Raw genomic sequence first — 23,851 nt, 5'->3', positions numbered from 1 at the left:
CCCGCCTCAGGCCGCAGCCCGGGCTTGTGCGAGCGTGCCGATCCGGTGGCCGACGCGGTCGAGCACCGGCGCCCGCTGCGCGTGGATGAAGAAATGGTCGCCCTCGAACAGCGCGAGGTCGAAGGGGCCGCGCGTCTCGCGGCCCCAGGCTTCGAGGTCGGCGCGCGCGATGTCGTCGCGCGACCCGCCGAGCGCCTGGATCGGGCAGGCCAGCGCCGGGCGCGGCGCGTAGGTGTAGGCGCCGCGCAGCGCGAAATCGGCCCGGAGCACCGGCAGGACCAGGGCCATCAGGGCGGTGTCGGCGAGCGCCTCGGGCGGCGTCGCGCCGTAGGCGGAGAGAACCGCGCGTAAATCCGCGTCGCTGCGCGGGCGCCGGAAGAACGCCCCGTCGCACACGGCCGGCGCGGCGCATCCGGAGGCGAACAGGACGCGCGGCGCCGCGATCCCGCGGGCGGGGAGTTCGTGCGCCAGCTCGAAGGCGAGCAGCGCCCCCAGGCTGTGCCCGAACAGCGCGTACGGCCCCGTGACGGAACCGGCGATCGCGTCCGCGAGGTGCCGCGTCAGCGCCCGCGGGTCGGTGTAGGGCGCCTCGCCGATCCGGGCGCCGCGCCCCGGCAGCTCGACCGGCCTGACGTCGATCGCGGCGGGCAGGCCCCGGCGCCACTGCGCGAAGAATGCGGCGCTCGCGCCGGCATAGGGCAGGCAGAACAGCCGAATCGGCTCCGGCATGGTCACGCCTGCGCGCCGTCGCGCGCGTCCCGAGAATCCGGATGAGGGGCGCCGCGTTCCTGCGCCTCCATGTGCCGGCGCAGGCTCAGGGGCCGCATGTCGGTCCAGACCGCGTCGACGTAGGACAGGCAATCGGCCTTCGCGCGCGGTTCGCCCACCGCGCGCCATCCGTCCGGTATGTCGCGGTAGCTCGGCCAGATCGAGTATTGCTCCTCGTGATTCACCACCACGTAGAACAGCATATCTTCGCGATCGAACGCCATCGATGCATCCCGTTCAGGTGAGGGCTGCGAGCAGTCCCGCCAGTGAATCAATGAACTTCGCTTGTTGGCGCATAACATGACCAAAAGATCGCCGGACTCAAGGGTGATTCTACATATTTGAAATGTTCTAATTTAATTCATTACTGTCCGATGGTCTCAATCATTGCTTCGACGCCTTGAATTAATACGGCGAACTGCGCTAGGCAGGGCGGCCACCGGGTACGGCGTGACCCCGGGGCGGCGAGGAACCCGGTCTCTGGGGGCGCGCGAACCAGCTTGCGATTCCCTCCGGCCGATCCCGCCGGCGCGGCGCGGATCTCCCGTGCGGGACGCGGGGTGTTCCCGGCGCCGCAGGGGGCCGGATCCGCGTGCGACTCGCTGCGCCGGCGCCGGACTGTCGCGGCGGCTCCCGAGGCTGTGCCGGCCGCCGGCTGACCTGCGGGCCGACCAGCGGCGGCTGACGGAGCCGGGGAAGGCGCGGGGAAGGGGATCGAGGCGGCATGCTCGGACGAGGAGACGACCGGATGACCCCGCGTGCCGCGCCACCCTACGACGTCATCGGGGTCGGCTTCGGGCCGTCAAACCTCGCCCTGGCGATCGCCCTGGCCGAGACCCCGGCGGCGCGCGGCCTCCGGTCCCGCTTTCTGGAGCGGCAACCGCATTTCCGATGGCACGGCGGCATGCTGCTGCCGGGCAGCGATATGCAGATCTCGTTCCTCAAGGACCTCGTCACGCTGCGCAATCCGACGAGCCCGCTCACCTTCGTGAACTACCTGCACAGCCAGGGGCGGTTGCACGACTTCATCGATCTCGGAACGTTTCATCCCAGTCGAATCGAGTTCAACGACTATCTCCGCTGGGTGGCGGACCATTTCGCCGACCGGTGCGACTACGGCGAGACCGTGGTCGCGGTGGAGCCGGGCCTGGGAGCCGACGGCGCGGTCGAGACCCTGTGGGTCGTCGCCCGCGACGCCGCGGGCCGCGAGATCCGCCGTCAGACGCGCGACCTCGCCCTCGCGGTCGGCGGCGCCCCGCACCTGCCCGCGGCCTTCGCCGCCCTGGCGTGCGATCCCCGGCTCTGCCATTCGAGCCGCTACCTCGACCACGTCGATCGATGCGGTCCCGGCGGCCCGCTGGACCTGTCGCGCCCGGGCGCCCGCGTGGCGGTGATCGGCGGCGGCCAGAGCGCGGCCGAGATCAGCCACGATCTCCACGCCCGCTTCCCGCATCTGCAGGTCGATCTCGTGTTCCGCGGCCACGCCCTCAAGCCTTCGGACGCGACCCCGTTCGTCAACGCGATCTTCCACCCCGACCGCACCGACTTCGTCTACGCTCAGCCGAGCGAGCGCCGCGCGGCGATCGTGCGCAGCTATCGCAACACAAACTACGCGGTGATCGATGCGGACCTGCTCAAGGCGCTCCACGTGATCGCCTACCGGGAGAAGGTGTCCGGCCCGCAGCGCCTGCAGCTTCGGCCGCGCAGCGAGATCCTCTCGGCCGGCGGCGACGCGGAGGGGATCAGGCTCCGGATCCTCGACCGGTACGCCGAGACCGAGGCGGAGCGCAGCTACGACGGCATCGTCCTGGCGACCGGATATGAACGCGACCCGAACCCGGCGATTCTCGAGCCGCTCGCGGCCTATCGAGACGGATCGGAGCTGGCGCGCGACTACCGCGTCCCGACCCGCCCCGGCTTCACCCCGCGCATCTACGTCCAGGGGTATTCGGAGACCTCGCACGGTCTGAGCGACACGCTGCTCTCGGTCCTGCCGGTCCGCGCGCAGGAAATCGTCGACAGCCTGCTCGATCAGGACCGGCGCGGGGGCGTGGTCGCCCCGGCGCGGCCGCCGGCGGCCGGGGGGATCCCGGTCTGGGCGCGCCAGGGAGCGCATCCGTGAGTTCCGCCATGAGTTCCGCCGCCCCGCAGGCCCCTCGCTTGCCCCTGGGCCGCCGCTTTCCTGTCGAGGCCGGGCGTTGAGCCGGCTGCGGCGCGAGCGCCGTGCCCTCCTCGCGGGCCTCGTCGCGGGCGCCGTCTGGGGCGGCTTCGGCGCCGCCCGGGCTGGCGGATCCGATGATCCGCGGCGCGACGGCTCGGCCGGAGCGCCCGCCACGCGCGTCGTCGCCCTCGATGGATTGTTCGCCGAGACGCTGCTCGCCATCGGCCTCGTCCCGGTGGCGATCGCCAACCGGCCGCTCTACGAGAAGCTCATCGCGCTGCCGCCCCTGCCGGATTCCGTCCTCGATCTCGGCCCCCTGCAGGAGCCGAACCTCGAATTCCTCAGCCTGATCGCCCCCGATCTCATCCTCGCCGCCCCCTGGCAGGCGCAGATCCAGGTCGCGCTCGCCCGGATCGCCCCGGTCGCGGCGTTGCCCATCGTCGCGGGCACGCGGGAGCCGATCGATCACCTCGACGCGCTGACCCGCGACATCGGCGCCCGCACCGACCGGGACGCGGGCGCGCGGTCGCTGATCGCCGGGACCGACGCGGCGCTCGCCGAGGCGCGCGCCGACCTCGCGGGCGCGACCGGGCGCCCCGTCTACATCTGCCGCTTCCGCGATGACGGGCGGCAGCTGGCCGTCTTCGGCTCGCGCAGCACCGTCGGCGCCGTCGCGCAGCGGCTCGGCCTGACCAATGCCTGGACCGGCCGGCAGAGCGCCGCCGGCACGGTCCTGGCCGCCGTCGAGGATCTCGCCGACGTGCCGGACGCGACGCTGATCCATTTCGACCGGGGCGCGGAGACCGCGCGCGCCCTGACGCGCCTCGACGACAGCCCGATCTGGCGCGCGCTGCCCGCCGTGCGCGCGGGCCGCGTGATCCGCCTGCCGGTCGTCCATCCGAATGGCGGCCTGCCCTCGGCCGCGCGCTTCGCACGACAGGTCGCCGCAGCCCTCGGGAAGGGGCCGGCGTGAGCGCTGTGGAGACCAGAGGACGACGTACGGGGGCCGGGCGGTCCGAGACCGCGACCGGCCGGCGGGGGCCGGCGCTGCTCGCCCTCGCGCTGCTCGCGGGCGCCGCGCTGCTGCACGCCAACCTGGCGGCCGTTCTCCCGCCCGGGCAATGGTGGGCCGCCCTGTTCCACCCGACCGACGGCGACATCCCGCAGCTCATCCTGCGCGACAGCCTGCTGCCGCGCCTGGCCATGGCCATCCTGGCCGGCGGCGGCCTCGGCCTCGCCGGGGTGCTGTTCCAGCAGGTGCTCGACAATCCGCTGGCCGAGCCCGGCACGCTCGGGGTCTTCGCGGGCGCCAAGCTCGCGCTGGCCCTCGCGACCCTGTGGGGGCCGGCCCTCCTCGTCTCCGGCTACGAGCCGGTCGCGGGCGCCGGCGCGGCCCTGTGCACGGGCCTGGTGCTGCTGCTGAGCGGGCGCCGCGGCCACGCGCCGTCCGCCGTCATCCTCGCCGGGCTGGTGATCGGGCTGTCCGCCGAGGCGGCCAACCGGATGCTGGTGCTGGCGCATTTCGATGCCCTGTCCGACCTGTACGCGTGGCAGGCCGGTGCGCTCAACCAGAACAACTGGGACGGCGTCCGCGGCCTCGCCCCGCGTCTCGCCCTCGCGGCCCTCGCCGCGGGCCTGCTGGCGCGTCCTCTGACGCTGATCGAACTCGGCGAGGCCGGAGCGAGGGGACTCGGCGCCTCCACCGCGGGCACGCGGCTCGCCGCCCTCGCCCTCGGCGTCGCGGTCGGCGCCAGCGTGACCGGGTTTCTCGGGGTGATCGGCTTCGTCGGCTTGGCCGGGCCGGCCCTGGCCCGCTACGGCGGCGCCCGCCGGCTCCGCGACCGCCTGCTGTGGGGGCCGGTGGCCGGGGCGGTGCTGCTCGTCCTGACCGACCAGCTCGTGCAGCGTTTCATCGGCCGCAGCGGTGTTCCGACCGGCGCCGTCACCGCGCTGGTCGGCGCGCCCCTGCTCGTCGGACTCATCCTCGGTCTGCGCACCGCGCGCGAGGCCCCGCCGGCGCCGGGACCCGTTCCGGTCCGGCTCCTCCGGCCGTGGGGCGTCATCGTCGTGCTCGCAATCCTGGCGCTCGCGGCCCTGGGTCTGTCGCTCACGGTGGGGCGGGATGCCCAGGGCTGGCTGTGGAGCCCCGATCCGGGCCCCCTCCTGGCGTGGCGGGCACCCCGCGCCCTGGCGGCCCTGGGGGCCGGGGCCATGCTCGCCTATGCCGGCGGCCTGCTGCAGCGGCTGACCGGGAATCCGCTGGCGAGCCCCGAACTGTTCGGCGTCTCTGCAGGCGCGGCCCTCGTGGTGGTGCTCGTCCTGTTCCTCGCCCCCGGCCTCGGCTCGGCCGCGATGCTGGCCGCGGCGGCCGCGGGCGCCCTCGGGACCCTGCTGGCGGTCCTGGCGCTGGGGCGCCGGGCGCGCTACGCGTCCGCCCGGATCCTCCTGGTCGGCGCGGCCCTCACCAGCCTGATCGGCTCGGTGATCGCGCTCCTCCTCGCCACGGCCGATCCCCGGACCGCGGCCCTGCTGACGTGGCTCTCGGGCTCGACCTACAACGCTACCGGGACCGAGGCCGCGCTGGCCTGCCTCTGCGCGGCCACGATGCTCGCGGTCACGCCGCTGCTCGCGCGCTGGCTCACGATCCTGCCGCTCGGGGCGGAGACGGGCCGGGCCGTCGGGCTCGATGTGGCGCGGACGCGCCTGACCGTCCTGTCGGTCGCGGCGGTCCTTACGGGCGCCTCGACCCTTCTCGTCGGTCCGCTGAGCTTCGTCGGGCTGATGGGCCCGCACCTCGCCCGCAGCCTGGGCTTCAACCGGGCGACCGAGCAGCTGGTGGCCGCGACGCTCGCCGGCGGGCTGATCATGGTGCTGGCCGATTGGCTGGGGCGCGTCGTGGCCTTCCCCTGGCAGCTGCCCGCTGGCCTCGTCGCGACGGTCCTTGGGGGCGCCTACTTCGTCTGGCTCATGCTGCGCCGATGACCCTCTCCGCGCTGAACGCCCTGTTCGTCGGCCCGCTCGAAGGCTACCGGGACCGGCTCGTCTCCGCGGAGGATGCCCGCCCCTCCGTCAGGGGTGCCGACCTGCTGGATCCGGCCGTCCTGACCGGACAGCTCGATCGCTTCGCCCGCACCTTCGCGGAGCCGGAGCCCCGCGCGGTCGCCTCGATCTGGGCGAAGCAGCATTTCGCCATGCTGGTGGTGCCCACCCTCGCCGCGAGCATCGTGCTCGACCTCGTCCTCCCCGTGGCCCTCGACACGATCGCGGTCATTCCGGACGAGGGTGGGCTGACGCGGGCGCTCAAGCTCCATGGCGATCCGGCGGGCGATGCGGGCGTGCGGGCACCGGCGGATCGCTTCGGCGCGCTGATCGACGGGCATCTCGCGCCCCTGATCGGCGCCCTCGCGGCGGTCTCGGGCGTGGCGCCGCGGGTGCTCTGGAGCAACGCCGGCAACATCTTCGAGTTCGTGGTGCGCCGGACCGAGGGGCTCGCGCCGGCGGGCCGCACTGGGCATGCGGCCGCCGCCCACGTGCTGACGAGCCGACGCCGGGCGGGGGCCTCCAACCCCCTGTTCGAGCCGATCCGCTACCTGTCCGCGGCGGGCGCCGCGGATGGCCCGGCGCCGCGGCGGACGCGGAAGGTCTGCTGTCTGCGCTACCTCATCCCCGACCAGAATCTCTGCGGCGCATGCCCCCTGCCGGAGCGCCCCGCGCCGGGTCCGGCGGGGACAGGCGGCCTGAGGAATCCCGCATGAACGGTTTCGATGGGCCGGCCCTCGCGCCTCCCCGGAGCGCGCCGATGGCGGCCGCCGCCGGCGACACCCCGCTCTTCACCCTGCACGGCGCGAGCTTCGGCCTCGCCGGGCGGACCCTGCTGCACCCCCTCGACCTCGTGATCCATCCGGGGCAGGTGGTGGGGCTGATCGGCCATAACGGGTCCGGCAAATCGACCCTGATCAAGCTGCTGGGCCGCCAGCAGGCGCCGACCGCCGGGCGGATCGCGTTCGCGGATCGCGCGCTCGGCGCCTGGGGTGACCGCGCCTTCGCGCGCAAGGTCGCCTACCTGCCGCAGGTTCTCCCGCCGGTTCCGGGCATGACCGTGCGCGAACTCGTGGCGCTGGGGCGCTATCCCTGGCACGGCGCCCTCGGCCGCGTCGCCGCCCGAGACCGCGAGGCGGTCCTGCGGGCGCTCACCGCCACCGGCGTCGCGGCCTTCGCCGACCGCTTCGTCGACACGCTCTCGGGCGGCGAGCGGCAGCGCGTCTGGCTGGCCATGATGGTCGCCCAGGAGCCGGCCTGCCTGCTCCTCGACGAGCCGATCTCCGCGCTCGACGTCGCCCACGCCGTCGAGATCCTCGCCCTCGTGCGGAACCTGGCGCATCGGGACGGGCTCGGCGTGGTCGTCGTCCTGCACGACGTCAACATGGCGGCCCGCGTCTGCGACCGCATCCTGGCGCTGCATTCGGGCCGCCTCGTCGCGGATGGGCCGCCCGGCACGCTGATGAATCCCGACACGTTGCGCGCCGTGTACGACATCCCGATGGGTGTCCTGCCGCATCCGGATACCGGCCGGCCGCTGAGCTACCTGCGCGGATCATAGGCCGGCTGGGGCGTCCTGCACCGGCGGCTACGGTGTGGCGCTCCCGACAGGGGCGGCCGCGCCTCACCGTGGCGGGCCTCAGGGCGCCAGGCCCTCAATCCCCTTGAGGCTGAGGATGTAGTCGATCACCGCGTCCATCTCGTCGCGGTCGAGCCGCAGGCTCGGCATCCGCTGGTGGTGGTTCTGCAGGAAGACGTTGAGCGCCGGTCCGGTCGTCGACGGCATGTTGGCGATGCGGAGGAAGGCCGGACCAACGAACGTCCCCGGCTGGGGCGTGCGACCGATGACGTGGCAATCGCTGCAGAGCTGCCTGGCCAGGGTCCATCCCCGGAGGCGCGAATCGTCCGCGGCATGACCGGCCGAGGCGCCGATGCCGGCCGCAAGAAGGCCGGCAAGTACGGCCCTGGAGATGGCGGACACCTTGACCGTCACGGCCGCCTTGCCATCCGCACGAGGGAGAGGGCGGTCGCGACGGCCACGCTTCCGAGCGCGACATGCGCCCAAGTCGCGCCGTCATTCGCCGCGAAGCGGAGGGCCCAGGGCGCGACGAGCGTCCAGAGTCCGACGAGCAGGATCACCCGTTCCAGCACGGCCTGGAAGCGGATCTGGTTGGCACCGTAGAGCATCACGATCAGCAGGCCCGGGAGAACCGCGGATCCGGCCGCGCGGGCTTGGTCGGTGACGGCCAGCATCCACGCCGTCAGGATCAGGGCGATGCCGGCGGTATGCTGTAGGATGCCGAGCAGGATCTCGTCCGTCCGCCAAGTCGGTGACGGTGACGGGGCCGCGTTCATGCGGGTCATGACCTGCCTCCGCTATGCCCGGCCTGGCGCCGCGCCACAGCCGGTATGCGAACCATCGCCGCGGCGGGGCGTCAGGCGTGGACCTCGGCGATGATGCAGCCGGGATCGACGACTTCGTTGATCGGCGCGAGAAGTGTCAGGCGGCCATCGGCTGGCGAGGTGATGTCGTGGCACGCCTCGCCGATGCGCACGGTGGCAACGGCCTCGCCGGCCCGCACCCGCGCGCCGTCCGCCACGAACCACCGCTCCAGAATGCCTTCGGGCAGCATGCCCGTCGACCAAAGCTCTTCGGCTACATGCACGTCGGCCATCATCGCCTCCCGTGTTGGGCGTCCGTCTTACGGTGCTCCGGCAAGAAAGGGTCATCCGGCGGTTGAGCGCTTTGATCTGGATCACCGTGCGGCCCCTGAACTCCGCGAGCTTGGTCCAGGAGGCCGCCGCTTCGGGCAAGTTCGACGGGATTGCCTGCCCGGTCCGTCGCACCTCAGTTCCGGCGTGTCGCGGCCCTGATCTCCGAGAGCGCTGCCATACCGGCATCGGTAATGGTCCACTCGATGAGTGGATGCCCACGCAGGTGATGCAGGCGCGTCGCCCCGATCCGCTGGATGAGGCCCAACCGTTCCAGAAGTAGATTTCTCGCGTCGTCGATCGCCATTGCACGGTTGCGTGTACCGATCAGGCGGAGGCGTTCGCCCTGCGTCTTCTTCAAGAGAGCGCTCACCGGCTGGCCCGTGCGCCTGCGGCATCCCGGATGAGGTTGATCGGGGCCGACACGCGATAGTCGCGCCTTGCGAGGCGCCGCACGCTGCAAGAGGCCGTCACTGGCCTGCGCGTCCGAGCGCGCGATCACCGCGTCGCCGTCGATGGCTGTGATCGCGGGGTTCGTGAACATGCACGGCACGGGAATTGAAATCGCCTTTCACGGTAAAGCCACGAGCCGCCAAGTCGCTGAGAAGCCCGGGTCCGTTCGGTCTCGGCTCGGGCCGGGTGAAGCCCGCGCCCTCCGGCTCATGATCCCATGCGGAGGCACCGCTTGTTCACCGCAAGGCCGCCGCACGCTGGTGTGTCTCCGATGGGCCCACCGCGCCACGTCCCGCCTCGGGCCGCTCGGGAGCGCGTCAGCGGGCCGTGCGACGGGCGGGCTGGCGCCGCCGTCAACCCGCCTTGAGGTACTTCTCCATGCTGGCCCCGAGCCCGGCGGACTGTGCCGCGAGCGTATCGGAGATCTGCCGAACCATCTCGGCGAGCCGCCCAGTCTCCCCGGCCGCAGCCGAGACGCCGGTGATGTTGGACGACATCTCCTGGGTCGAGGCGGCCTGCTCCTCGACGGCACTCGCCATGGCCAGCGTCAGCTTCGAGAGTTCGGCGACCTCGTCGGTGATCAGGCGGATCGCCGTCACGGCCTCGCCGGTCGCCTTCTGGATGGCGTGCACCTTGTGGGTGATCTCGCCGGTCGCCTTCGCCGTCTGGCCGGCAAGTTCCTTGACCTCCGTGGCCACGACCGCAAAGCCGCGCCCGGCTGCACCCGCGCGCGCCGCCTCGATCGTGGCGTTGAGCGCGAGAAGGTTGGTCTGGTCGGCGATGGATTTGATCATGCCCACCACCGCGTCGACCTCGCCCGCATTGGCCGCGAGGTTGCGCACCGTGGCATCCGTCGCGGCGGCTTGGTCGGCGATCTGCTGGGTGCGCTCGGAGACCCGCCCGACCTGGCCCGAGATCTCGTGGATCGAGCTGGTCATCTCCTCGGATCCGGCCGCCACCGAGTTGGCCCGCTCGCTCGCCGCGTCAGCCGAGCGGTTCAGGCCTTGCGCCGAATCCTTCATCTCGCCGATCGCGGTCCCGAGTGCATCGACGACGCCGGTGACCTCCTCGGCCATGGCGAGCTGTGCCGTGATGACCGACCACGTCAGCATCGGACCGACATAGGCACCGTCCGCGTCGGTGATGGCGGAGACCTGGAGATCGAGGGTCTCGGGTCCGACCTTGATCTTGGTCCGATGTGGCAGTCGGCTCGCATCGGCCAGCATGTTCCGTTGGTGGTGCGGGTTCTTATGGAAGACGTCGAAGGACTTGCCCATCATCTCCGCGGCTTTGATAGGCAGGTATTGCTCGATCGCCTCGAGGGTCTTGCGCGATGTGTTGTTGAGGTAGTTGATCTTGAAGTCGTTCTTCGGGTCGGCGGTCATGACGGCGACCGGCATTTCGTCGATCATGCGCAGCAGCCGGCCGGTTTCGCTCTTCTTCGCCGTGATGTCGCTGGCGAACTTGACGACCTTGAAGGGCTTGCCGTCGGCGCCGAGGATCGGGTTGTAGGTCGCCTCAAGCCACACCTTCGCGCCGGACCGTGCGCGCCGAAGAAACTCGCCGGACGCGAACTCGCCGGCCCGCAGCCTTGACCAGAACGCGGCATAATCCGGGCTGTCGGCCATATCGTCGCTGATCAGGACTCGATGATGTTTCCCCTGCAGGGAACCGAGATCGTAGCCGACGACGGCCAGGAAGTTCGGGTTGGCATGCAGGATGGTACCATCCATTCCGAACTCGATGATGGCCAATGAGCACTTGAGCGCGTCGAGGATGGCCTGCGTCTCATGATAGGCGGGCTTGCGGAACATGGGGCAACTCTCAGTAGACGCCTCATCGTCTCACCGGGATTCTAAGGTGCCGTTAGCCTCAGTCTAGAAACGTACATCATTCATGCCACCGATCAGTTCATTCCCTAGGAATACTTTGAAATCTGACAAAGTGCCGAATGGATATGAGCTGTAACGTGTCATATTGACGTTTGTTGTCGGCAGGCGGTGCGACCCAATCAGGCGCGCTTCGATGGACTCTCGCCGGCACCTTCGTCGCGGCTGCGGGACACGGAACGATGGTCCGGTTGCATCTGCCGGGAGACGGTCCGAGCCGGCGCCGAGGGCGATGGTCGATCGGGCTCAGATTGCCGGGCCAGGGCCTCGAACCGGAACGGAAAGGGCCGCCCGGTCTTCGGGCGGCCCTTTCACCGTCGCTCATCAAAGTGCGGACCTTCGGGGCCCGGAATCGGACTTCGGGCTTGGTACCCTTCAGCTATGCGCCAGCACGGCGAGCAGCAGCAGGGCGATGATGTTGGTGATCTTGATCGCCGGGTTCACCGCCGGGCCGGCAGTGTCCTTGTAGGGGTCGCCGACCGTGTCGCCGGTCACCGCCGCCTTGTGGGCGTCGGAGCCCTTGCCGCCGTGGTGGCCGTCCTCGATGTACTTCTTGGCGTTGTCCCAGGCGCCCCCGCCCGAGGTCATCGAGATCGCCACGTAGAGCCCGGTGAGGATCACGCCGAGCAGACTCGCGCCCACGGTGGCGAAGGCCTGGTTCTTCCCGGCGATGAACTGGATCACGAAGAACAGCACCACCGGCGACAGGACCGGCAGCAGCGAGGGGACGATCATCTCCTTGATCGCCGCGCGGGTCAGCATGTCGACCGCGCGCCCGTAATCCGGCCGGTCGGTGCCCTGCATGATCCCGGGCTTCTCCCGGAACTGGCGCCGGACCTCCTCCACCACCGCGCCCGCCGCGCGCCCGACCGCCGTCATGGCGATGCCGGCGAACAGGAACGGGATCAGACCGCCGAGCAGCAGCCCCACCACCACGTAGGGGTTCGACAGCGAGAAATCGACGCTGACGCCCTGGAAGAAGCGGTACTGCGTCGGGCTCGCATTGGCGATGAAGTAGTTCAGGTCCGACGTGTAGGCGGCAAATAGGACCAGCGCACCGAGGCCCGCCGAGCCGATGGCGTAGCCCTTGGTCACCGCCTTGGTGGTGTTGCCGACCGCGTCGAGGGCGTCGGTCGACTTGCGTACCTCGGAGGGCAGGCCGGCCATCTCGGCGATGCCGCCGGCATTGTCGGTCACGGGTCCGAAGGCATCCAGCGCCACGATGAAGCCGGCCAGTGCCAGCATGGCGGTGACCGCGATGGCGATGCCGAACAGGCCGGCCAGCGCGTAGGTGCTGATGATGCCGGCCACGATCACGATGGCCGGCAGCGCCGTCGATTCGAGCGAGATCGCCAGCCCCTGGATCACGTTGGTGCCGTGGCCGGTCACCGAGGCGTCGGCGATCGACTTCACCGGGCGGAAGTTGGTGCCCGTGTAATACTCGGTGATCACCACGATCAGCGCGGTGATCGCGAGGCCGATCACGGCGCAGCCGAACAGGCCGGCCGACGTGAAGGTGACGCCGGTCGAGGTGGTGAAGCTCGTGGAGAACCCGCCGAGCAGGGTCATGTTGACCGCCGCGATCGCCGCGATCGACAGCACGCCCGCCGCGATCAGGCCCTTGTAGAGGGCGCCCATGATCGACTGGTTCGCCCCGAGCCGCACCGCATAGGTGCCGGCGATGGAGGTGAGGATGCAGGCCGACCCGATGGCCAGCGGGTAGAGCATCATCGGCTCGAGAACGTCGCGGCCGCTCCCCGTGGGACCCGAGAAGAAGATCGCGGCCAGCACCATCGTGGCGACGACCGTGACCGCGTAGGTCTCGAACAGGTCGGCCGCCATGCCGGCGCAGTCGCCGACATTGTCGCCGACATTGTCGGCGATCGTGGCGGGGTTGCGGGGATCGTCCTCCGGGATGCCGGCTTCGACCTTGCCGACGAGGTCGCCACCGACATCCGCGCCCTTGGTGAAGATGCCGCCGCCGAGGCGGGCGAAGATCGAGATCAGCGAGGCGCCGAAGCCGAGCGCCACGAGGGCGTCGATCACCTCCCGGCTCGACGGTTCGAGATGGGCGGCCCGGGTGAGGAACAGGTAGTAGAGGGCGACGCCCAGCAGCGCGAGACCCGCCACCAGCATGCCGGTCACCGCCCCCGACTTGAAGGCGACGTCGAGGCCGCCGCCCAGTGAGGTCGAGGCGGCCTGGGCCGTGCGGACGTTGGCGCGCACCGAGACGTTCATGCCGATGAAGCCGGCCGCGCCCGACAGCACGGCGCCGATCAGGAAGCCGACCGCAACCTTGATCCCGAGGAACACGGCGAGCAGGACGAACAGGACGATGCCGACGAGGCCGATCGTCGTGTATTGCCGCCGGAGATAGGCCTGCGCGCCCTCGGCGATGGCGGCGGCGATCTCCTGCATGCGCTGTGTGCCGGCGTCGCGCCGCATCACATCGAGAATCGTGACGATGCCGTAGGCGACGGCACAGAGCCCGCCCACGATGATCAGAACCAAGGGAATCATGCGACCGTCCTTGTCATTATCGTGCCTGGCGTGGGCTTGTGATTGTCGAGCTTGGCCGCTGGAGGACGGCCATGGGACGCGGTGCTCGGATTCGGGGCTTTCCTTCCCAGAACAATGCCTTGATTGCCAAACTTCGCCGGTGAGCGCAAACGCCGCGTCGGCGCTCGCGGGCAGGGATTGAGTCTCATGTCACGGCGCGAGAAGATCCAGAGGACCCGCGGCTCGGCACTATGCTGCAGGATCTGGGCTGTCCGTCGGCGGATTGCGCCCCACCGCTTGCGCTCCGACGCGGACGGCGAGCCGATGAACCCTCTCTTCACTATCCGGCGCGCTTCCGCGATGAGCGGCGTGGAGGGTTAATCCGAGTTCCGACGCACGCGCCGGCGATCCAGGGGGATCCAGGGGGATCCAGGGCGATCTGCCATGCGTGCTGCGGCGTGCCTTGTCCCAGGCGCCCGGCATGGCCGGATCCGGTCGCCCGCGGGATCTCCCGGTCGTCGCGCAGACGATCGACGAGGTCCGGCGCCCGATCGGGCATCGGGTCGGAGCCCCCAGCCTCATCGCCGCACGATTCCGGACGACCCGGATCTCAGAAGTGGCTGAAGGCCCCGGCCGTGAACACGCGCTCGGCGCCATCGGGCATGTCGAAGCGCGGCGGCCCGTCGCCTGGGGTGATGGTGCCGATGGCGGCGACGGCGATCCCGGCCGCCGCGGCCTCGGTCCGGAAGGCCTCCAGCCGCTCCGGCGCGACGGTGCAGAGGATCTCGTAATCGTCGCCACCGGTCAGGACCGCCTCGATCAGCGCCGGCGCCGCCGCGCAGGCGCGCCGGGCGGCCTCCGAGAGCGGCACCTCGGACGTCGCCACCCGGGCGGTGCGGCCCGCGCCCAGCATCTTGGCGAGGTCCCCCGCGAGGCCATCGGACACGTCCATCGCCGCCGAGGCGTGGCGCCGGACCGCCCGCGCGGCGGCCAGCCGCGGGCGCGGGTGCAGGTAACGGTCGGCCAGCGCGGCCTTCAGCGCCGGGTCGAGGCCGGCAGCCCAGGGCGCCGCCGCCTCCAGGCGCAGCCGCAGGCCGAGGGCGGCGTCGCCGATCGTGCCGGTGACGCAGATCCGGTCGCCGACCCGGGCGGCGTGGCGCCGGACGATGGCGCCGGTCGGCACCTCGCCGATCAGGGTCACCGAGATCAGCGCCGGCCCGCCGGACCGGACCGTATCGCCGCCGAGGAGCGGGCAGCCGGCCTCCGCGGCCGCCGCGCCGAGTCCCGCCGCGAAGCCGGCGAGCCAGTCCTCCGTCCAGTCGTCGGGGAGCGCCAGCGTGAGCAGGAAGCCGCGCGGGACCGCGCCCTTGGCGGCGATGTCGGAGAGGTTCACGCCGAGGGCCTTCCGGGCGATCGAGGCCGGCGGATCCTCCGCGAAGAAGTGGATGCCCGCCACCACCGCGTCGGCGGTGAGGACGAGGTCATGGCCCGGTGCGGGCGTCAGCGTGGCGGCGTCGTCCCGGAGCCCGTCGGCGCCCGGCCCGGCGAGGGGCGCGAAGTACCGGGCAATCAGCCCCTCCTCGGAGGCGCGGGCCGGCCCGGCCAAGGCTCAGGCCTTCCCGGTGGACGACTTGTCGCCCGAAGACTTGCCGCCCGAAGACTTGCCGGGGAGAGGCTTGGACGACCCGGGCTTGCCGGAGGCCTTCGGGGCCCCGACCTCGCCCGGCCGGACCTCCCGCGCGACGCGGTCGAGGACGGCGTTGACGAGGCCCGGCTCGTCGGCCGTGTAGAAGCTGTGGGCCACGTCGACATATTCCGAGATCGCCGCGGCCGCCGGCACGTCGCGGCGGAACATCAGCTCGTAGGCGCCCGCGCGCAGGATCGCCCGGAGCACGATCTCGATGCGCCGCAGCGGCCAGCCCTGGGTGAGGGCTTGGTCGAGCTTCGGATCGATGGCCCGCTGCTCCTCGACGGTGCCGCGCAGCAGGTCGCGGAAGAAGGCGGTCTCGGCCTGGGGATGGGCGATCCCGTCGACCTCCTGGCCGATCCAGAAGGCCTCGAACTCGGCGAGCGCGTCGAGCACGCCCTTGCCGGAGATGTCCATCTCATAGAGCGCCTGCACCACGGCCAGGCGCGCGCCGCTGCGCGGGCTGATCTTGGCGGCCGTGCCGGCAGCCTCGGCGCCGGTCTCCGGCTGGGTGTCGGTGGTCCCGGTCATTGCGGTATCCGTCATCGCGGGCGGGCGGCTTCGGCCGCGCGCTTCAGGGCGAGCACCCCGAGCGCGGCCTCGGCGGCGCCACCGCCCTTGTTCATCTCGGCGACCCGGGCGCGGGCGAGCGCCTGCGCCTCGGTCTCGACCGTGAGGATGCCGTTGCCGAGCGGCACGCGGCGCTGCACCGACAGGTCCATGAGCGCCCGGGCGCTCTCGCCGGCGACGATGTCGTAGTGGCCGGTCTCGCCGCGGATGACGCAGCCGAGCGCCACCACGGCGTCGTAGGATCCCGTGTCGAGCAGGATCGCCACGGCGGCGGGGATCTCCAGGGCCCCCGGCACGGTGACCACGATGGCCTGCGCGGAGGCTGCCGCGATGGCCGCGCGGGCGCCGGCGAGGAGCTCGTCGGCGATCGCGTCGTAGTAGCGCGCCTCGACAACGAGGATCCGGGCGCCGGCAAGCGCCGGGTCGGTGGGCTTGGGCGCCGAATCGGCGCGGATATGGGCGACCATGGCTCTCGTCCGGCCGGGTTTTCGGGAATGGGCGGGCGGCCTGTCGGGCGCCCGCACGGGGAGGACGGTTAGACCGAAGCGGCCGGCGCCACAAGCGGCGCGGGATCGCGGCGCTCGGGGGAGCCGCCGCGCGGCGCGTCCGGCGCCCGGTCCCGGCGCGAGAGGCCGGCGCGAACGCGGCCTCCGTATCCTATCCCACCAGTGGCGGCAGCGGCGGCGCCCCGGGCCCGTCCGTGGGCAAGGCCGTGCGGGCGAGGTTCATCGTCATGGCGAGGAGCGCGTAGTAGCCGTTGATGCCGGTGAGGTCGATCGCCCCCTGCTCGCCGAACCGCGCCACCAGGGCCGCGTAGGTCGCGTCGCTCACCGCGCGGTTGCGCATCAGCTCGGTCGAGAACGCGTAGGCGAGTGCCTCGTCGGCGCTCATCGTGTCCGGGCGGCGCCCCTCGGCCAGCGCCAGCGCGGTCTCGGGGGCGACCCCGGCCTTCAGGGCGATCGGGTGATGGATGGCCCATTCGACCGGCTGGCTCCATTCCCGCGCGACCACCAGGATCGCGAACTCGCTGATCCGAAGCGGCAGGACGCTGCCGTAGCGCAGGTACTGGCCCATCCGGCTCGCGCAGAGCATCAGCTCGGGGCTGCGCAGGAGCGGCACGAACGGCCCGAAGACCGGGACCCCGCGCTCGGCCTGGAACGAAGCCGCGGCCTCGGCCTGCGCCGGGGACAGGCTGCCGGCCGGGATCTCCGGCATGCGCTCCGCGCTGGTCTGCCCGCTGGCCATGCGTTTCCTCTCCCCTGCCTCCGCCCCGACCCGCGGCGCGCTCTGGATTTCCGGTTCCCGTGCGCCTAGACCATTGAGGCTCACCGGCACGCACCGCGCCCGATCGGGCTGCGATCCTTGGAACGCCAGCGAGGCTTACGGCTTTGGCCCTCCCCGTCAACGAACGCCGGCGCATCATGCTGCTCACGGGCGCGAGCCGGGGCATCGGTCACGCCACCGTCAAACGCTTCTCGGCCGCGGGCTGGCGGGTGATCACCTGCTCGCGCCACGCCTTCCCGGAGAACTGCCCCTGGGAGATGGGCCCCGAGGACCATCTCCAGGTCGACCTCTCCGACGCTCAGGACACGGTCCGCGCCGTCGAGGAGGTGCGCGGCCGGCTCGCCGCCGAGGGCGGGGTGCTGCACGCGCTGGTCAACAATGCCGGCATCTCACCGAAGGGCCCGGAGGGCCAGCGCCTCGGCGCCCTCGCCACCGAGTTCGACGTCTGGCAGCGGGTCTTCCAGGTCAATCTCTTCGCCACGATCCTGCTGGCCCGGGGCCTGCGCGAGGAGCTCGCCCGGGCCAAGGGCTCGATCGTCAACGTGACGTCTATCGCGGGCTCGCGCGTCCATCCCTTCGCGGGCGCCGCCTACGGCACCTCGAAGGCCGCCCTGGCGGGTCTGACCCGCGAGATGGCCGCCGATTTCGGGCCGCTCGGGGTGCGGGTGAACGCGATCTCGCCGGGCGAGATCGACACCTCGATCCTGTCCCCGGGTACCGAGAGGCTCGTCGAGCAGATCCCGCAGCGCCGGCTCGGCACGCCGGACGAGGTCGCCAAGGCGATCTACTTCCTGTGCACCGAGGCCTCCTCCTACGTGAACGGGGCCGAACTCCACATCAACGGCGGTCAGCACGTTTGACCAGGGTGCGGGCTCCCTCGGACGCGGCGGCCGCGCGTCGGGTGCCGGGCCGGATGCGGCTCGGCCTCGTCTTGAGCCTCTTGCTGTCCGCGGCCCCCGTTGCGGGCGCGCGGGCGGAACCCGGGATCCGGATCCTCGACCTGCCCTTTAAGGTGCGGGCGCTGCGCGGCTCGCGCAGCGAGGCTGCGGTCTCGGTGGCGACCTCCGGTCTCCTGCCGATTACCGGCGCCAAGGGAAGCCCGCAGGCCGGCGGCCAGCAGGCCGGCGACGAGGAGAGCGCGCCGATCGCCGTGGTCTGGGGCGACGAGGGCGGCGCCGTGCTCGCCCTGGCCGAGGGCAGCGTCACCGTGCGGCCGATCGGCAAGGAGGCCGTCGAGGGGCTGACTGCCGCCGAGACGCCGCGCGGGGCCCTGCCGGGTTCGCGCCGGGCGCTCGCGGGGCCCTTGAGCGCCTATCTGACCGGACGCAGCCGCGCGCCCGATGGCGGCGCGGCCGCCGCATTCCTGACGATTCGCGAGCGCCAGCCGATGGCGGTCAGCACCGATCCGAAGCCCGTCCCCGTGGCCACCGCAACGGTGCCGGCAGGGGGCGAAGCGGTGTTCGCGCCCCTGCGGCCGCGCCTGCTGCGCCTCGGCGGTCGCCCAGCGCTCCTGGCGGCGACGTTGTCCGGCGCGGATGCCGGCGGCCTCGCCCTGATCGACCGGCCGGCCGGTGACCCCGCCGCGACCTGGGCCGTCACGGCCCGCACGCCGCCCCAGCCCGACCCGCCCTTGAAGATCGCCGGCATCGCGGAATTCTCCGGGGCCGGCGACCTTCAGGCCGCGACGGTCAGCGCCCGGGGCACATTGCAGCTCTGGACGCTGCGGCCGGACCGGATCGAGCCCGCCGGCGAGGCCGCGGGCTATGCCGCGGGCGACGGCGATTCAGATCTCGCCGTCATCACCCCGGCCGGCAGCAGCCCCGAACTCGTCCTGCCGGTGGCGGGCCGCCCGGAGATCGCCTTCGTGACGGCCAAGGGCGGCCTGCATGAACGGGCGCGGCTGCCCGTGCCGGCTCCAGCCGAGACCGGCATCGTCGTGCTCGGCGAGGGCGCGACGGCGCGGCTGCTCGTCGGCCTCGCCGACGGGCGGGTGGCCGTCGTGCCCCCCGACGGGGGCAAGCCGTGAGTGCGGGCGCGCCGGAGGCCGACAGCCGCCTGTTCCCGGCCCGGCCCTTCGTGGGCGCGTCGATCGCGGTGATCCGCGGCGACCGTGTCCTGCTGGCGGCGCGGGCCAACGAGCCGATGCGCGGCGTCTGGACGCTGCCGGGCGGCCTCGTGGAGGCGGGAGAATCGCTGGCCGAGGCGGCCCTGCGCGAATTGTCCGAGGAGGTCGGCCTGCCCGCGGAGGTGGTCGGCGTGCTCTCGCCCACCGAGATCATCGTTCGGGACGAGACCGGCCGGGCCCGGCATCACTACGTCGTCCACCCGCACGCCGCCCTGTGGTGCGGCGGCGAGCCGGTGGCCGGGCCCGAGGCCCTGGGCACCCGGTGGGCGACGTTGCCGGAGGTCGCGACCCTTCAGACCACGCCCGGGCTGGCCGACACCCTGCGCGAAGCCTTCGCGCGGGTGGCGCTGCATGCCGGGGAGGCGACGGCGTGAGGCGCTCCACGACCCTCCTGTGCCTGCTGGCGGTCCTGGCCGGCCCGGTTTCGGCGCCGGCCCTGGCGCAGCAGCGCTCCGGCCGGAGCGGCGCGCCCGCCAAGGAAGCCCCGAAGGAGGCGCCCAAGGAGGCGACCGCCCCGGCGGACGTGCCCGCGCCCTACGACCGCGACCTGATGCGCATGTCCGAGATCATCGGGGCGCTGGCTTTCCTGCGGAGCCTCTGCGGCGCGCCGGATGCGGCCGACTGGCCGGCCCGCATGAAGGCGCTGATCGAGTCCGAGGGCGTGACGCCGGTCCGCCGCGACCGGCTGGCCGGCGCCTACAATCGCGGCTACCGCGGCTACGCGCTGACCTACCGGGTCTGCACGCCGGCGGCCCACGAGGCGGCCGCCCGGTACGTCGCCGAGGGCGACCGGCTGTCGCATGCCCTGGCCGGGCGTTTCGGGGGGTGATGCAGGCGCAACACACGCACCGACGATGCCGGCGAAACATCGGATTTGAGCGCTCGCGTTAACCGATCCGAAATTCTCGGCTGGCCGAGCCGCCGGGACCCGCCTATCATCCAGTGTCCGCCGGGCCCCGTGTCCGGCGCAATGGAAGTATCGGGCCATGCAGCACAGCTCTCACACCGCCCCCATCGAGGTCGATGTCGAGGAGAAACGCGTCGCGCTGAGTTACGTCTCGGAAGCGTTCGCGGAAGGCTGCCTCGATGGTCTCGACGGTGACTGCATGGCCCAGGCCGCCCTGTTCGCGGCCTTCCAGGAACTGGTGACCACGTACGGTGAGGAAGCCACCGCCCGTTACGCCGAAGGATTCCCGGAGCGCATCCGCGGGGGCGCCTTCACCACAACCCTTCAGCATTGAGGACGTGAGCGGGGACGGTTGAGGCGGGAGCGGTCAGCGACTACGTCCCGGGCTCGCGGTTCGGCACGCCGGACCGCCCTCTGGCCAAGGAACTTCCCCCCATGCCCGTCGCCCTGTTGCCGGATCGCGCCCTGGTCACCGTCATCGGACCGGACGCCACGACGCTGCTCCAGGGCGTCCTGACCTGCAATGTCGAGACGCTCCAGCCCGGTGAGGCGCGCCTCGGCGCCCTGCTGACGCCGCAGGGCAAGATCCTGTTCGACTTCCTAGTCTCGCGGATCCCGGACGGCTTCCGGCTGGACGTGCTGGCCGACAGGGCGACGGACCTCGCCAAGCGCCTGACGCTCTACCGCCTGCGTGCGCAGGCGACGATCGCCGTCGACCCGACCGTCGCGGTCGCGGCCGCCTGGACCGGGGCCTTGCCCCCAGCCGCCGAGGCTCTGGCCGATTCCCGCGCGGCCGATCTCGGCGCCCGGCTCTACGCCGCCGCGGGTGCCTTCTCGGCCGACGCCGGGGAGGCCGATTACCACGCGCACCGGATTGGCCTCGGCGTGCCGGAGGGCGGACGCGACTATGCCTTCGGCGACGCCTTCCCCCACGAGGCGCTGATGGATCAGCTCGGCGGCGTCGACTTCCGCAAGGGCTGCTATGTCGGCCAGGAGGTGGTCTCGCGGATGCAGCACCGGGGCACGGCCCGGACCCGCATCCTCGCCGCGACCTACCCCGACACCGCGCCCGCACCCGGGACCGCGATCACGGCCGGCGGCAAGGTGCTCGGCACCACGGGCAGCGCCGCGGGAAACCGCGGCCTCGCCATGGTCCGCCTCGATCGCCTGGGCGACGCGCTGGCTTCAGGCGAGACCCCGCTTGCGGGCGACCACCCCGTGACGCTGGAGCGCCCCGCCTGCGCGACCTTCCCGATGCCGGACGTGGCGACGAGCGCGGCCGGGTAAGACCGCAGGGCAGGGCAGGGCGGCGGATTGGCGTGCGGGGCGCGGCGCGTCCCGGGCCGTCGAAGCGGCCGCGGAAGCTAGTCCGCTTGGTCGTCGCTCCGGCGGTGGCGTTCCGCTCCTGTTCTCGTTAACGTGGCCGCATGTCCGAGACCGGCCTGATCGAACATCCAGACGGGTGCCCGCGCTGCTGGTGGGCCGGCCTCGACCCGCTCTATGTCGCCTATCACGATACCGAATGGGGCGTGCCCGAGCGTGACGGCCGGGCCCTCTACGAGAAGCTGATCCTCGACGGTTTCCAGGCCGGCCTGTCGTGGATCACCATCCTGCGCCGCCGCGAGGGCTTTCGCGACGCCTTCGCGGATTTCGATCCGGAGCGGATCGCCCGCTTCACGGAGGACGATGTGGCGCGGCTGATGGCCGACGCCCGCATCATCCGCAACCGCGCCAAGATCCAGGGCACGATCGCGGGCGCCCGGGCCTGGCTGCGGATCGAGGAGCGGGGCCCCGGCTTCGCCCACTTCCTCTGGGATTTCGTCGATGGCCGGCCGATCCAGGGCACCGCCCGGACCCGCGCGGAGATCGCCACCGAGACGCCGGTCTCCCGGGCGATCGGCAAGGCTCTCAAGGCGGAAGGGTTCTCCTTCTGCGGGCCGACCATCGTGCACGCCTTCATGCAGGCCGTGGGCATGGTCAACGATCATCTCGTCGGCTGTCACCGGCACGGGCCCTGCGCCGAACGGGGGCGGCCCCGGTGAGCGGGACGCCGCGCGCCTGGCAGCGCATGCTCTCCGGCCGGCGTCTCGACCTCCTCGACCCGGCGGCCGGCGATATCGAGATCGCCGACATCGCCCACGGCCTCGCCCGCGTCGCCCGCTGGAACGGCCAGACCCGCGGGCCGCACGTCTTCTCGGTGGCCCAGCACAGCCTGCTGGTCGAGGCGGTCGGCCGCCACCTCGCCCCCGATTGCACGGACCGGGACGGGCTCGAGCTGCTCCTGCACGACGCGCCGGAATATGTCGTGGGCGACATCATCTCGCCGCTGAAGGCCGCCATCGGCGATGCCTATCGGGGCGTCGAGTTGCGCCTGCTCGCCGCGGTGCGCGGCCGCTTCGGCCTGACCGCCCCGTCGCCGGCGCTCGCCCGCTTGGTGAAGCGGGCCGACCGGATCGCCGCCCATGTCGAGGCGGTGCGCCTCGCCGGCTTCGCCCGGGACGAGGCCGATCGCTATTTCGGCGGTTCGGTCGAGCTGCCCGAACCGGTGGTGGCCCTGGCCGAGCCCTGGCCGACCGCCGCGGCCGAGGCGCGCTTCCTCGCGCGCTTCCACGCCCTGTGCCCGAACTGACGGTTTTCCGCCCTCGATCCGTCACGATCGCAGGTCACTGGCGCCAGACCATGCCGACCCTGCACGTCTGTCCGCTCTCGCGCCTGCCCGAAACCGTCGCCGCCACCGGCGCGAGCCACGTGCTCACGCTGATCAATGTCGGCACGCCGCTGGAGCGTCCGGCCGTGATCGACGCCGAGAACCATGCCGTCATCGGGGTCAGCGACATCGCCGCGGCGCGCGACGGGCACGTTCTGCCGGCTGAAGAGCATGTGGCCCGGGTCCTCGACTTCGTCCGGACCTGGCCGCGGGAGAAGCCGCTGGTGATCCATTGCTATGCCGGGATCAGCCGCTCGACGGCCGCCGCCTATATCGCGGCCTGCGCGCTGGCGCCGGAGCGCGACGAGGCGGCGATCGCCGACGCCCTGCGGGCCGCCTCACCCTCGGCGACGCCCAACCCCCTGTTCGTGGCGATCGCCGACCGCATGCTCGACCGCGACGGCCGCATGGTCGCGGCGATCGCGCGCATCGGTCGCGGCGCCGACGCGTTCGAGGGCGCGCCGTTCTGCCTGGCGCTGACGTGAACCAAGTGTGGCGCAAACGTCGCCGCCGGCCCCCAAAACGATGCGGATCCGGCCGGCGGACTGGCCCCCTGGGTTGTGGGCACCGGGGATCGCGCCGTACAACCACCCCCAAAGGAAGTATCTGGGATGAGTGCGAGCAGACCCGAGGTGGCCCCCGCCGCCGGCGACCTGCCCTTCGAGAAGGCGCTGGAACAGCTCGAGGAAATCGTCCGCCGGCTCGAGCGCGGTGACGTGCCGCTCGACGAATCGGTGGCGATCTACGAGCGCGGCGAGGTGCTGAAGAAGCATTGCGAGGCGCTGCTGAAGCGGGCCGAGGCGCGGATCCAGCGGATCACGCTGGGCTCCGACGGGCGGCCCGAGGGCGTCGCCCCACTCGACATGTCCTGAGGCTCGGCGGTCAAACCGATCCCATCCGTTAGAGGTTGATGCCGTGGCGATTTCCCCCGAGCAGAGTGCACTTCTCGATCGTGTCCCGTCTCCTGCGGCGTTGCGGCGTCTTCCGGAGTCGGAGCTTCAGGCGGTTGCGGATGCGGTGCGCGCCGAGATGATCGACGCGGTGTCGATC

At 72.0% G+C, this 23,851-nt stretch carries 27 protein-coding genes; 15 read left to right on the top strand and 12 right to left on the bottom strand.

From position 1 onward, the window contains the following. Positions 1-6: 6 nt before the first annotated feature. Entirely contained in the window at positions 7-729 is a 723-nt protein-coding gene (locus CIW48_RS30000) for an alpha/beta fold hydrolase (RefSeq protein ID WP_149314052.1), read from the bottom strand. A gap of 2 nt (positions 730-731) precedes the next feature. Continuing rightward, on the bottom strand, positions 732-992 hold the full coding sequence (locus tag CIW48_RS29995; RefSeq protein ID WP_149314051.1) for an MbtH family protein: 261 nt from the start codon (positions 990-992) through the stop codon (positions 732-734). A gap of 524 nt (positions 993-1,516) precedes the next feature. Between CIW48_RS29995 and CIW48_RS29990 the strand changes: the two genes are divergently transcribed. The 5 genes from CIW48_RS29990 to CIW48_RS29970 all read left to right on the top strand — a co-directional run bounded on the left by CIW48_RS29990 (position 1,517) and on the right by CIW48_RS29970 (position 7,529). Further along, positions 1,517-2,890 carry a lysine N(6)-hydroxylase/L-ornithine N(5)-oxygenase family protein gene (locus CIW48_RS29990; protein ID WP_149314050.1) on the top strand — a complete coding sequence of 458 codons (1,374 nt, stop codon included), beginning with the start codon at positions 1,517-1,519 and terminating at the stop codon, positions 2,888-2,890. A gap of 76 nt (positions 2,891-2,966) precedes the next feature. Beyond that, the gene (locus CIW48_RS29985) at positions 2,967-3,902 is read left to right on the top strand and encodes an iron-siderophore ABC transporter substrate-binding protein (RefSeq protein WP_149314049.1); all 936 of its coding nucleotides are present in this window, start codon (positions 2,967-2,969) and stop codon (positions 3,900-3,902) included. Further along, the gene (fhuB, locus tag CIW48_RS29980) at positions 3,899-5,911 is read left to right on the top strand and encodes a Fe(3+)-hydroxamate ABC transporter permease FhuB (RefSeq protein ID WP_246695483.1); all 2,013 of its coding nucleotides are present in this window, start codon (positions 3,899-3,901) and stop codon (positions 5,909-5,911) included. Before CIW48_RS29985 ends, fhuB begins: the two co-directional genes overlap by 4 nt. Then, positions 5,908-6,684, top strand: a complete 777-nt coding sequence (gene fhuF / locus CIW48_RS29975; protein ID WP_149314048.1) for a siderophore-iron reductase FhuF — start codon at positions 5,908-5,910, stop codon at positions 6,682-6,684. Before fhuB ends, fhuF begins: the two co-directional genes overlap by 4 nt. Before the next feature lie 44 nt (positions 6,685-6,728). Further along, complete coding sequence (locus CIW48_RS29970) at positions 6,729-7,529, top strand: ATP-binding cassette domain-containing protein (protein WP_149314059.1); 801 nt, start codon at positions 6,729-6,731, stop codon at positions 7,527-7,529. A gap of 78 nt (positions 7,530-7,607) precedes the next feature. Here CIW48_RS29970 and CIW48_RS29965 read toward each other — a convergent pair whose 3' ends face one another. From CIW48_RS29965 to CIW48_RS29920, 10 genes are all read right to left on the bottom strand, one after another. Further along, positions 7,608-7,961, bottom strand: coding sequence for a cytochrome c (locus tag CIW48_RS29965; RefSeq protein ID WP_173009451.1), 354 nt, complete (start codon positions 7,959-7,961; stop codon positions 7,608-7,610). Next, the gene (locus CIW48_RS29960) at positions 7,958-8,332 is read right to left on the bottom strand and encodes an SPW repeat protein (RefSeq protein WP_149314047.1); all 375 of its coding nucleotides are present in this window, start codon (positions 8,330-8,332) and stop codon (positions 7,958-7,960) included. The genes CIW48_RS29965 and CIW48_RS29960 overlap by 4 nt, the downstream gene beginning before the upstream one ends. Before the next feature lie 71 nt (positions 8,333-8,403). Continuing rightward, positions 8,404-8,643, bottom strand: coding sequence for a biotin/lipoyl-containing protein (locus CIW48_RS29955; protein ID WP_149314046.1), 240 nt, complete (start codon positions 8,641-8,643; stop codon positions 8,404-8,406). A 173-nt stretch (positions 8,644-8,816) separates the two neighbouring features. Further along, complete coding sequence (locus CIW48_RS29950; RefSeq protein WP_149314045.1) at positions 8,817-9,224, bottom strand: hypothetical protein; 408 nt, start codon at positions 9,222-9,224, stop codon at positions 8,817-8,819. A gap of 262 nt (positions 9,225-9,486) precedes the next feature. After that, a complete protein-coding gene (locus tag CIW48_RS29945; RefSeq protein ID WP_149314044.1) occupies positions 9,487-10,947 on the bottom strand; it encodes a PAS domain-containing methyl-accepting chemotaxis protein in 1,461 nt (486 codons plus the stop codon). Between the two features lie 450 nt (positions 10,948-11,397). Next, positions 11,398-13,542: a sodium-translocating pyrophosphatase gene (locus CIW48_RS29940; RefSeq protein WP_149314043.1), complete on the bottom strand. Its 2,145-nt coding sequence runs from the start codon at positions 13,540-13,542 to the stop codon at positions 11,398-11,400. A gap of 589 nt (positions 13,543-14,131) precedes the next feature. After that, positions 14,132-15,127 (bottom strand): thiamine-phosphate kinase, encoded by a 996-nt coding sequence (gene thiL / locus CIW48_RS29935; RefSeq protein ID WP_149314042.1) that lies wholly within the window; start codon positions 15,125-15,127, stop codon positions 14,132-14,134. Between the two features lie 3 nt (positions 15,128-15,130). Then, on the bottom strand, positions 15,131-15,739 hold the full coding sequence (gene nusB, locus CIW48_RS29930) for a transcription antitermination factor NusB (RefSeq protein ID WP_149314041.1): 609 nt from the start codon (positions 15,737-15,739) through the stop codon (positions 15,131-15,133). Between the two features lie 11 nt (positions 15,740-15,750). Continuing rightward, positions 15,751-16,245: a 6,7-dimethyl-8-ribityllumazine synthase gene (gene ribH, locus CIW48_RS29925; protein WP_149314040.1), complete on the bottom strand. Its 495-nt coding sequence runs from the start codon at positions 16,243-16,245 to the stop codon at positions 15,751-15,753. 190 nt (positions 16,246-16,435) lie between these two features. After that, a complete protein-coding gene (locus tag CIW48_RS29920) occupies positions 16,436-17,023 on the bottom strand; it encodes a carboxymuconolactone decarboxylase family protein (RefSeq protein WP_149314039.1) in 588 nt (195 codons plus the stop codon). A gap of 176 nt (positions 17,024-17,199) precedes the next feature. Between CIW48_RS29920 and CIW48_RS29915 the strand changes: the two genes are divergently transcribed. The 10 genes from CIW48_RS29915 to CIW48_RS29870 all read left to right on the top strand — a co-directional run bounded on the left by CIW48_RS29915 (position 17,200) and on the right by CIW48_RS29870 (position 23,673). Beyond that, complete coding sequence (locus CIW48_RS29915) at positions 17,200-17,922, top strand: SDR family oxidoreductase (protein ID WP_149314057.1); 723 nt, start codon at positions 17,200-17,202, stop codon at positions 17,920-17,922. 5 nt (positions 17,923-17,927) lie between these two features. Further along, positions 17,928-19,088: a hypothetical protein gene (locus tag CIW48_RS29910; RefSeq protein ID WP_246695482.1), complete on the top strand. Its 1,161-nt coding sequence runs from the start codon at positions 17,928-17,930 to the stop codon at positions 19,086-19,088. Beyond that, positions 19,085-19,561: an NUDIX hydrolase gene (locus CIW48_RS29905; protein ID WP_091788875.1), complete on the top strand. Its 477-nt coding sequence runs from the start codon at positions 19,085-19,087 to the stop codon at positions 19,559-19,561. Before CIW48_RS29910 ends, CIW48_RS29905 begins: the two co-directional genes overlap by 4 nt. Continuing rightward, positions 19,558-20,016 carry a TIGR02301 family protein gene (locus CIW48_RS29900; RefSeq protein WP_149314037.1) on the top strand — a complete coding sequence of 153 codons (459 nt, stop codon included), beginning with the start codon at positions 19,558-19,560 and terminating at the stop codon, positions 20,014-20,016. Before CIW48_RS29905 ends, CIW48_RS29900 begins: the two co-directional genes overlap by 4 nt. Positions 20,017-20,173: 157 nt before the next feature. Beyond that, entirely contained in the window at positions 20,174-20,428 is a 255-nt protein-coding gene (locus tag CIW48_RS29895; RefSeq protein ID WP_012320917.1) for a hypothetical protein, read from the top strand. Between the two features lie 101 nt (positions 20,429-20,529). Next, positions 20,530-21,381, top strand: a complete 852-nt coding sequence (locus CIW48_RS29890) for a folate-binding protein YgfZ (protein WP_149314036.1) — start codon at positions 20,530-20,532, stop codon at positions 21,379-21,381. Between the two features lie 140 nt (positions 21,382-21,521). Further along, positions 21,522-22,136 (top strand): DNA-3-methyladenine glycosylase I, encoded by a 615-nt coding sequence (locus tag CIW48_RS29885; RefSeq protein ID WP_091788883.1) that lies wholly within the window; start codon positions 21,522-21,524, stop codon positions 22,134-22,136. A gap of 26 nt (positions 22,137-22,162) precedes the next feature. Beyond that, positions 22,163-22,723, top strand: a complete 561-nt coding sequence (locus CIW48_RS29880) for a hydrolase (protein ID WP_149314056.1) — start codon at positions 22,163-22,165, stop codon at positions 22,721-22,723. Between the two features lie 50 nt (positions 22,724-22,773). Next, a complete protein-coding gene (locus CIW48_RS29875; RefSeq protein WP_149314035.1) occupies positions 22,774-23,286 on the top strand; it encodes a protein-tyrosine phosphatase family protein in 513 nt (170 codons plus the stop codon). Between the two features lie 126 nt (positions 23,287-23,412). Next, entirely contained in the window at positions 23,413-23,673 is a 261-nt protein-coding gene (locus CIW48_RS29870) for an exodeoxyribonuclease VII small subunit (protein WP_012320922.1), read from the top strand. Positions 23,674-23,851 lie beyond the last annotated feature (178 nt).

It is taken from the genome of Methylobacterium sp. P1-11, from assembly GCF_008329595.1.
Lineage (GTDB): Bacteria > Pseudomonadota > Alphaproteobacteria > Rhizobiales > Beijerinckiaceae > Methylobacterium.
This window is presented reverse-complemented; position numbering and strand designations above follow the sequence as displayed.